This is a genomic window from Streptomyces recifensis (assembly GCF_002154615.1).
Taxonomy (GTDB): Bacteria; Actinomycetota; Actinomycetes; order Streptomycetales; family Streptomycetaceae; genus Streptomyces; species Streptomyces griseoluteus.
Map to the genome: position 1 here is coordinate 1 of NZ_MUNH01000417.1, position 8,591 is coordinate 8,591.

Below are 8,591 nucleotides of genomic sequence, written 5' to 3' on the forward strand. Positions count from 1 at the left end.
CCCCGCCTTCAGCCGCTCGGGCGTCTTCCGGGCCAGGCGCAGACCGGACGGCCGGTGGAACACCGGACTGCTCACCACCGAGGGAAGCCGGGACGGCTTCGAGGTCCGCACCGGCGACATCCTGGAGGCGCGCGTCCGGCTGCCCCGCGAGATCGGCGCGTGGCCCGCCATCTGGACCTGGCGGGACGGCGGCCAGGAGGTCGACGTCTTCGAGTACCACCCCGACAACCCCGACCTGCTGGAGTTCACCAACCACGTACGCGGCAGCAACCGCTACTTCCGCGACGACATGATCAGCCCCGGCGCCTGGGCCGACCTGCGCACCGAGTTCGGCGCCCGCTCGGTGGTCTGGTGGGTCAACGGCAGACGGGTCTTCGCGGACCAGCGCGGCACCGGACGCAACTGGCACGCGTACCTCATCGTCAATCTGTCCGTGTGCGGCGGGCGCTACCATCCGCCGCCCCGCCGGGAGACCTCGGAGATGTCGTACACGGTGAGCAGACTGGTCGTCCGCCGCCCGGCCTCCGGTCTGGCCGCTCAGCCCCGGAGTGCCACCGCCGAGGAGGAGGGAGCCGACGAGCAGAAGGCCGGGGCCTGACGCACCCGAACCCGATCGGTCCACCGGCCGGGTGTGCGCCGGGCGTTGAGGCGTGTCGTCGCTCGCCCAGCACCTGCAAGGCGTGCCCCTGTCCTCCTGCGGGCAGCGGATTGAACGGGGCGCGTGCTTCAGCGCCTCGCAGGAGGTCTCGTAGTCGGGGACCTGCCTGGAAATGGCCTTGAGTCTCCAGTGACTGGAGACAGCAGAGTGGGGGACATGGACGTTACGACCCTTTACTCGATCGGGGAGCTTTCCCGGCGGACCGGCTTGTCTGTGAGGACCATCCGGTTCTACTCCGATTCGGGGGTGGTAGCGCCAACCACCCGTAGCCCCGCCGGCTACCGGCTCTACGACCCCGACGCACTGGTTCGTCTGCAACTCCTCTGCACACTGCGCGAGCTCGGCATGGAGCTGGCGACGATTCAACGGGTACTGAGATGCGAGCTCTCGGTCTCAGAGGTCTCCGCGGCGCACGCCGACGCCATAGACGTCCAGATCCGGGTGCTGCAACTGCGTCGGAGCGTTCTGCGAGTCCTGGCCAGACGCGAGGCCAGTCCCGAGGAGACCACACTCATGCACAGGCTCACACAGCTGTCCGGCGAGGAACGCCGACGGCTGATCGACGATTTCGTGGACGGCACCTTCGGCACAGTGGATGCCGACCCGTCCGCGGTGGCCATGATGCGCGCTGCCGCTCCTGACCTCCCCGGTGATCCGACCAGCGAGCAGGTCGCTGCGTGGGTGGAACTTGCCGAGCTGGTCGGGGACGAGGATTTCCGTGCCCGGATGCGCCGGACGGCCGTACGTCAGGCCGCCGGGCGTCCGCTCGACATCGAATGCGATGCCGGCGCGGAACTGATGGAGTTCACCCGGCAGAAGGTGACCGAGGCCATGCAGTCGGGCATCGACCCGCTCGGCGACAGAGCTACACCCGTCATCGACGACCTCGTGCACCGCTTTGCCGAGGCGCTCGCGCGCACCCCTGACACGGAATTTCGAGATTGGATGGCCCAGCAGTTCGAAGAGGCGCACGATCCCCGGGTGGACCAGTACTGGCGGCTGGTGTGGCTCGTCAACGGCTGGCAGGTAGTACCGAACCTGGTTCCGGTGTACCCCTGGCTCATCCAGGCCCTGCGGCATGACCGTGACGCGTAGTCACCGCAGCGGGCACACCGCGGATCTCTGAATGACTCCAGGGGGGCGCCCGCGGACATGAGAAATTCCGCCCCCACCGCGTAAGTGGCACGCGCCACGCTTCGTCGGCTGGCGAGCACCTGGCGGCGCACGCCAACAACCCGGCCACGGCGTTACGCGCCCGGGCAGACCCGGCCGGCAGCCTCGAGGACCTGGCGGAAACGATCACGGAGGCCACCCGTTCGGTCCGGGCGTGTCGGCCGGAAGGCCCTCAGTACGCGGTGGCACTGGGCCATCCGAGCAACGCACTGCGGACGCCCGGTAGTGCTCCGGGGCCGCACACCGGTCGGCGAAGACGAGGCGGAAGACGCGGGCCGGAAGGCGGTCGCATAATGGGGCGTACTATGCCCGATCATCCCGTGCCCCAGACGGAGTCCGTGTGGGACTACCCCAGACCTCCCGCGATCCGCTCCGACAGCCGTCGCGTCCGCGTGATGTGCGCGGACACCGAAGTGGCCGACACCCGGCGGGCCCTGCGCCTACTGGAGACCTCGCACCCGCCCGTCTTCTATCTCCCTCCCGAGGACGTGCGCACTGATCTGCTGGTCACGGCGCGCGGAAGCACGTGGTGCGAGTGGAAGGGGCGAGCGGTCTACTGGGACTTGGTCGTCGGCCCCGACATCCGCCGACGCGCAGCCTGGAGCTACCCCCGTCCTGCGGGCGGCTACGAACGGCTCACCGACCACCTCGCCTTCTACCCCTCGCTTGTCGACCTGTGCACGGTGGACGGCGAGGTCGTGCGCGCGCAAGAGGGTGACTTCTACGGCGGTTGGATCACCGCCGAGATCGAGGGCCCGTACAAGGGCGGCCCCGGTACAGCCCTGTGGTAGGGGAGCGCCCGCAGGCTTGAGTCAAAGGGCGGTACCGCCGCGACGTCCGACGCAGGCGTGCCGGCCGAAGTAGTTGTCCTGCTGGGAGAGGCGAGCCGTGCGGCTGCTGTCGGGCATGTCGGCGAACGGGGACCGGTACATCTTCTGGCAGACGCGTGTCATCGGGGTCAAGTCGTCGACGGAGTCCGTGCTTTCTTCCCGTGAGAGTGTTCCGGCGCCCGCTCCGAGGAGCGATGATGATCACGACGCCGGTCGGTGCGCTCTCTGAGCTGCGGCGCAGGGTGGGCGTGTGCGGAGACCAGTGGTCAGGAAGGAACGCGCCCCCGCCAAGCGTTCTGCCCCGGCGGCGCCACTCTTGACGATCCGAAAGGAAACACGGTTCACGATGCGTGCGTTACACAGATCAGCGAGAACACGGCGCAGGGTCGGCCCGCGCCGTGCTCTCGCCGATCACTTGGTGGTACTGCTGCTCACTCTGGCCATGGTGGTGACCGGTTCCGCGCTCGGGGCGGGCCCCGCGTCGGCGACCGCTGCGAGCGAACAGGACACCGGCGCGGCGTGCGCGGCGCACGCCACCTCGTTCGAGGCCACGGCCGACGCCCCGGCCATGAGCATCCGCATGGGTTGCGCCGGGGACGCCGGTTCACTGCGCACGCTCGCCCACAGCGACAGCGACCTCGTCGTCGCCTTCGACTACGACGTGCCCGAGCGCCGCGACGAGACCCGCGCCCTGGCCCGGGACGCGGTAGCAGCCGTCCAGGCCGATCAGGACTCCGGGCACACCCTCGCCCAGGCGCTCTACGACCACGCGCGGGACAACGCGGTGGGGCTCTACCCGGCGACCGACGCCGGTGACTACGACGGCCGGATCACGGCCACGGGCGACAGCATCGTCCTCGTCCTGCCCACGGCAGAGGTCGGCACGAGCGCCACGTGGTGGCAGAAGTTCATCGCGAACGGGGTCGGCTGGGCCGTGAGCATCGGGGCGAGCGCCATCTGCCTCGCCCTCACGGCTCCCGGGGCTCCGCTCGCCGCCCCCGTCTGCCTGGGCGTCGGAGGCGCGACCGGCGCGTTCGTCACCGAAGCGATGAACGCGGCCTTCGACCACGCGTCCTTCGGGGACCCGGACACCTGGGGCGCCCTGCTCGGCGCGGCCTTCTGGGGCGCGGTGTCGGGTGCCGCCTCGGGCTACCTGGTCAAGTGGGCGAGCGAGGCCGCCGGGACGTTCGTCACCGGGCTCCAGCTCAGCCTGCGCGGCTTCGCCGCCAAGATCGGCAACCTCGGCAACCCCTTGACGTACATGAGCGACCGCCTGAACGAGATGGTGCCGGCCCTGCTGCGCCGCCTGAACGAACTCGAGCGGCACGTCGGAGGAACCGACGCGCCCCTGCGGGTCATGGTGGTCGGGGACTCGATGACGCAGGGGTACGAGGGCGACTGGACCTGGCGCTACCGCCTCTGGAAGTGGTTCCACGACCAGCGCATCGACGTCGACTTCGTCGGGCCGTACAAGGGGACCAAGGCGCAGGCCCAGCCGCAGCCCCCGGCGCGGCCCGCCCTGCAGGGCGAGGTCCCCGGCGCCTCGCTGGACAACCCGGACACCTCCGGCGGCTACGCGGAAGGCGTCGACCCGGCCTTCGACAGCGACCACTTCGGGGTCTGGGGCCGTCAGGCGATGCAGGACAAGAAGCTGATCCGGGGCATGGTTGGGCAGTACAAGCCCGACATGATTCTCGTCGGCCTCGGCTTCAACGACATGGGCTGGTTCGTGAGCGGTGCGCAGGGCACGCTCGACAGCATGAAGACGTTCGTGGACGAGGCTCGGGTCGCCCGTCCCGACGTGAAGTTCGCCGTCGCGGACGTCCCCCAGCGCACGTACATCGGCGGCCGGGACGACCTGCCGCTCAGCACCACCGAATACGACCTGATGCTGCGCCAGGCCGTCCCGCAGTGGAGCACCCCCATCTCGCCGGTCCAGCTCGTGAACTGGTCGGGGAACTACACCTGCGCCCGTGACGCCTGCCCCGCCGGCTACGACGGGCTGCACCCCAACGCACTCGGCGAGTTCCAGATCGCGCACGCCTTCGAGACCACCCTCCACGACCGGTACGGCATCGGCCAGATCGTCCCCGACGTGCCCCCGTCGGCACCGGATCGCCCGCTGGGCATTGCGACGAACGTCCGGGCCGCCTCCAGCGACCTGGGCGTCACGGTGACCTGGGACCGGGTGTATGGCGCGCGCGGCTACACGGTCCGCTCCCGGCTGGTGGGCGCCACCGCCTGGAGCGAGACACCGGTTTCGGCGAACCGTTACGACACGACCTGGACCCAGGACGGCTGGGAGTGGGAGTACTCGGTCCGCGTCGACGACGCGGGCGACGGCACCTCGGCGTGGTCCCCCATCGTCCGGGCCACCGCACACCCGCACACCGCGGCGGCACCCACGCATGTCCTCACCAACCCCACCACGGACGGCGTGGACCTCTCCTGGGAACCTGCCACGGGGCCGTACAGCGACAGCGTGGACCGCTACGAGATCATCACCTTGGACAAGGACACGCCGGGCGCCCTTCTGCAGAGCACGGCGGTGCGCGGTACCTCGGCGCACATCGCCGGGCTGACCCCGAGCCATCACTACCTGGTCGCGGTGGCCACCTGGAACGAGGTGGGCGGCGGCATGCCCGCCGTCGCCCGGCCCGTCACCATCGGCGCCCGCACCCCGCCGGTCCCGACGGACCTGCGCATCAAGTCCGTGGACGCCACGACGGTCCAGCTCGACTGGAGCGGTTCCCCGCAGGCCGCCGGATACCGCGTCTGGTACCGCAACCGCACGACAAGCAACCCCTGGCTGTCCGACGAGACCATCTCGGACACCCCTGGGCGGGGTATCGCCTTCCTCTTCCCCGGCAACTGGAACTTCGAGTTCGCGGTGACGGCCGTCAACGGGCAGATGGAGTCGGCGCGGTCCGACACGGTCTTTGTCCCGGCGCCGCCGAGCACCGGGGGCGGCGGTATCGGCGACCCCGGCACGGGCACGAGCGGCACTTTCCGTCAGGCTGTCCGGACGGGCGGCGCCTCCGGTCCGGACGCCGGCCGGGATCTCGCCCGGCTGCGCAAGGCCCCGACGGCCTCCCCCGGCTCGGTGCCCACCGCACACCCGTAGTTCCTCAGCACCCTCCTGTAACACCACGCGCCCTGCGTGCCCCGGCTCGCCATCGGGGCACGCAGGGCGCGCTCGACGGGGAGGTCGCCGGGCGGACAGCGAAGTGGCGCAGACGGACGCGAGCCGCCCTGGCCAGTCCGTCTGCCGGCGGCAGGGACACACCCGGTTCACCGATGTGTTCATACCGAGTGCGCCTACTGCGGCAGTTGACGCTCCATAGGTGTCGGCGCCGATCGAGCTTCCGCCCCGCTCTACGTCTCGCGACGCGGCCTGTCCGTCGTCTACGGCGAGCACAGCCACCGTCCGCCGGGTCATCGACGCCGCGTACGCCGCCGGGGCCGACCGACGTGCGCCCTGTTCGCAAGATGCCTCTCCGCCCACGGTCTGTTGGGGTGCGCCCGGTGACGACGCGCGCCGGGCGCCGCCCCTCTCCTGACCCGGAAGGTCCAGTTGGGGGCGGGGGCTCGGACCGACCGTCCAAGGCGGTTCGAGGTCTCGGTCGCGCGCTCCGCACCAATCACTCTTAAGTGATCTTGCCAACCCTCACCACCCTGTGACTCTCTGGAATCGAGCGATGACCGGCTGTAGTAGTCGGTCGGTGAACGGCGAAGGGAAGACGATGAGTACTGCCCAGGCGTCACCCACAGGTGACGAGCAGTCCGCCCCTCCGATCAACACGGTCGCGGGAACGGGGGCAGCGGGGTCAGCGGGTGACAACGATCGTGCCGTCGCGGCACAGTTGAACCGCCCCTACGGGATGGCGGTGGACAGCACCGGCACTGTCTACGTCTGCGAGTTCGCCGGCCACCGGGTCAGGAAGATCACGACCGACGGCAGGATCAGCACGGTCGCGGGAACCGGCCGCGCCGGGTTCAGCGGTGACAACGGCCCCGCCGCATCGGCCCAGTTGAACTCGCCGCGCGAAGTCGCGGTGGATCGCGAGGACGCGGTCTACGTCGCGGACGCCGGCAACAACCGCATCAGGAAGATCACGGCCGACGGGACGATCACCACCGTGGCCGGCACGAGTACCGCCGGCTTCGCCGGTGACGGCGGCCCGGCCACGGCCGCCCGGTTGAGCGGACCGTTCGGCGTGGCGGTGGACAGCACGGGCACCGTGTACTTCTCCGACTACTACAACAACCGGGTCCGGAAGGTCGCGCCCGACGGGACGATCAGCAGCGTCGCGGGCAACGGGACCGGGGCCTACCGTGGAGACGGTGGTCCGGCGACTGCAGCCCAGCTCAAGGGCCCGCACGCGGTCGTGCTGGACAGCGCCGGTGAGCTCTACATCGCCGACTACGGCAACAACCGCGTCCGCAGGGTGGCGGCCGACGGGACGATCAGCACGGTCGCCGGTACCGGTGCCGCCGGGTTCGGCGGTGACGACGGCCCTGCTGCCTCGGCGAAGCTGAGCGGTCCGACAGGGGTGGTGGTGGACAGCGCCGGCGACCTCTATGTCGCCGACTACGGCAACAACCGCGTCCGCAGGGTGGCGGCCGACGGGACGATCAGCACGGTCGCCGGCACGGGGACCGCGGGCTTCGGCGGTGACGACGGTCCGGCGGCCTCGGCCCAGTTGGACAAGCCGATCGCGCTCGCCGTGGACTGCGTCGACACGCTCTACATCGCTGACTTCACCAACAACCGGGTCCGCAAGATCGCGTCGGGGAAGCTTGCCGGGCTGCCGGAGTCCGGCACCGTGGTCTCCTGGGCCAACATCCGCAGCAGGCTGCGGATGGGGGTCCTGCGCGAGTCCACCAAGGACGGGGCGGAGATCCACCAGACCCTGGCCGCCCCGCGCGATCACCAGCGGTGGCGTCTGGTCGCGGCGGGCCAGGACGACGGCGACATTCTGTACAGGATCGAGAACGTGCGCAGCCGCAAGGTCCTCGAAGTCCTCGGAGCGCAGGAAATGTCCGGCGCGGTGGTCGTGCAACGGTCCTACGAGGGCGGCGGAGCACACCATCAGCACTGGAGGCTGATCCCGGTGGGCTCCCAGGACGGTGCCCCGCAGGTGTATGAAATCGCCAACCATAAGAGCGGGTTGCTGCTGCGGGTGGACACCAACGCCCGCGCGTCGGTCAAGCAGGACGGAGCGGACGGCGACCACCGGGCGCGTCGGTGGCAGCTGCTCCCAGCATGACGCGCGAGGGGGCAGGGGCTGACTTGCCCCTGACCCCTTGGAAGCCGGGTATCACTTCGCTTGGGGCGGCTTGTCCGCGGTCGCCTTGGGAGCCTGGGGGGCGTCCGGGGCCTTCGGTGCGTCCGGTGTCTTGGGGGGCTTGCTGTAATCGCTCTTCCTGGGCCTGTCCTCCAGGTCCTCGTCCTTCTTCAGACCGAGGTCGTCGGTCACTGTCGTACTCGACTCCCGCATGCCGGCGGACGCGGCCGCAGACACCGAGCCGGGGTCTCCCGCGAACTGGGCCTGGGCGCCTGCCGATTCCTGGGTGGCCTGGATGAAGGAGCCGAGGAAGCCCAGGACGGCCCGCGCCTCGGGGGACTGCTCCCGCACGATGCTCGCGCGGGAGGAGGCCCCGTGGATGGCGCTGCTGAACAGGCTGGGGATCGTGTCGTCGTATGTGGCGTCGTCGGCGTCCTCGAAGTCGACGCCGGCGCCTGGCTGGGGCTTGGTGCCGTTGGTGGTCACGGAGAAGAGCCCCGTGCCCTTGCCCGCGGAGTTGAAGATGTTGTCGAACACCATGGTCGTCACCTCTGGTCGTCGTGGCGGCGGCGCCGCGCGGTCAGGGCTGCTTGTGCAGCGTCTGCTGGCTGACGGCGAGGGTCTCGCCGTCGAGCATGGTGT

Annotated in this window: 7 protein-coding genes; 5 read left to right on the plus strand and 2 right to left on the minus strand. The window is 70.2% G+C overall.

Annotated features, from left to right (window positions below; all coding sequences use genetic code 11):
• From CCN33_RS21260 to CCN33_RS21270, 3 genes are all read left to right on the plus strand, one after another.
• A partial coding sequence (locus tag CCN33_RS21260) for a LamG domain-containing protein (RefSeq protein WP_086695151.1) occupies nt 1–598 on the plus strand: 598 nt, incomplete at its 5' end.
• Nucleotides 599–814: 216 nt separating this feature from the next.
• Nucleotides 815–1,753 carry a helix-turn-helix domain-containing protein gene (locus CCN33_RS21265; RefSeq protein ID WP_086695156.1) on the plus strand — a complete coding sequence of 313 codons (939 nt, stop codon included), beginning with the start codon at nt 815–817 and terminating at the stop codon, nt 1,751–1,753.
• 398 nt (nt 1,754–2,151) lie between these two features.
• Nucleotides 2,152–2,622 (plus strand): DUF427 domain-containing protein, encoded by a 471-nt coding sequence (locus tag CCN33_RS21270; RefSeq protein WP_244173889.1) that lies wholly within the window; start codon nt 2,152–2,154, stop codon nt 2,620–2,622.
• A 21-nt stretch (nt 2,623–2,643) separates the two neighbouring features.
• Here the strand turns inward: CCN33_RS21270 and CCN33_RS32155 are convergent, their stop codons facing one another.
• Nucleotides 2,644–2,784, minus strand: a complete 141-nt coding sequence (locus CCN33_RS32155) for a hypothetical protein (protein WP_167387912.1) — start codon at nt 2,782–2,784, stop codon at nt 2,644–2,646.
• A gap of 295 nt (nt 2,785–3,079) precedes the next feature.
• Between CCN33_RS32155 and CCN33_RS21275 the strand changes: the two genes are divergently transcribed.
• Complete coding sequence (locus tag CCN33_RS21275) at nt 3,080–5,785, plus strand: fibronectin type III domain-containing protein (protein WP_244173890.1); 2,706 nt, start codon at nt 3,080–3,082, stop codon at nt 5,783–5,785.
• A 619-nt stretch (nt 5,786–6,404) separates the two neighbouring features.
• Entirely contained in the window at nt 6,405–7,931 is a 1,527-nt protein-coding gene (locus CCN33_RS21280) for an NHL domain-containing protein (protein ID WP_086695154.1), read from the plus strand.
• 51 nt (nt 7,932–7,982) lie between these two features.
• Here CCN33_RS21280 and CCN33_RS21285 read toward each other — a convergent pair whose 3' ends face one another.
• Nucleotides 7,983–8,489 carry a hypothetical protein gene (locus CCN33_RS21285; RefSeq protein ID WP_086695155.1) on the minus strand — a complete coding sequence of 169 codons (507 nt, stop codon included), beginning with the start codon at nt 8,487–8,489 and terminating at the stop codon, nt 7,983–7,985.
• Between the last annotated feature and the right edge of the window lie 102 nt (nt 8,490–8,591).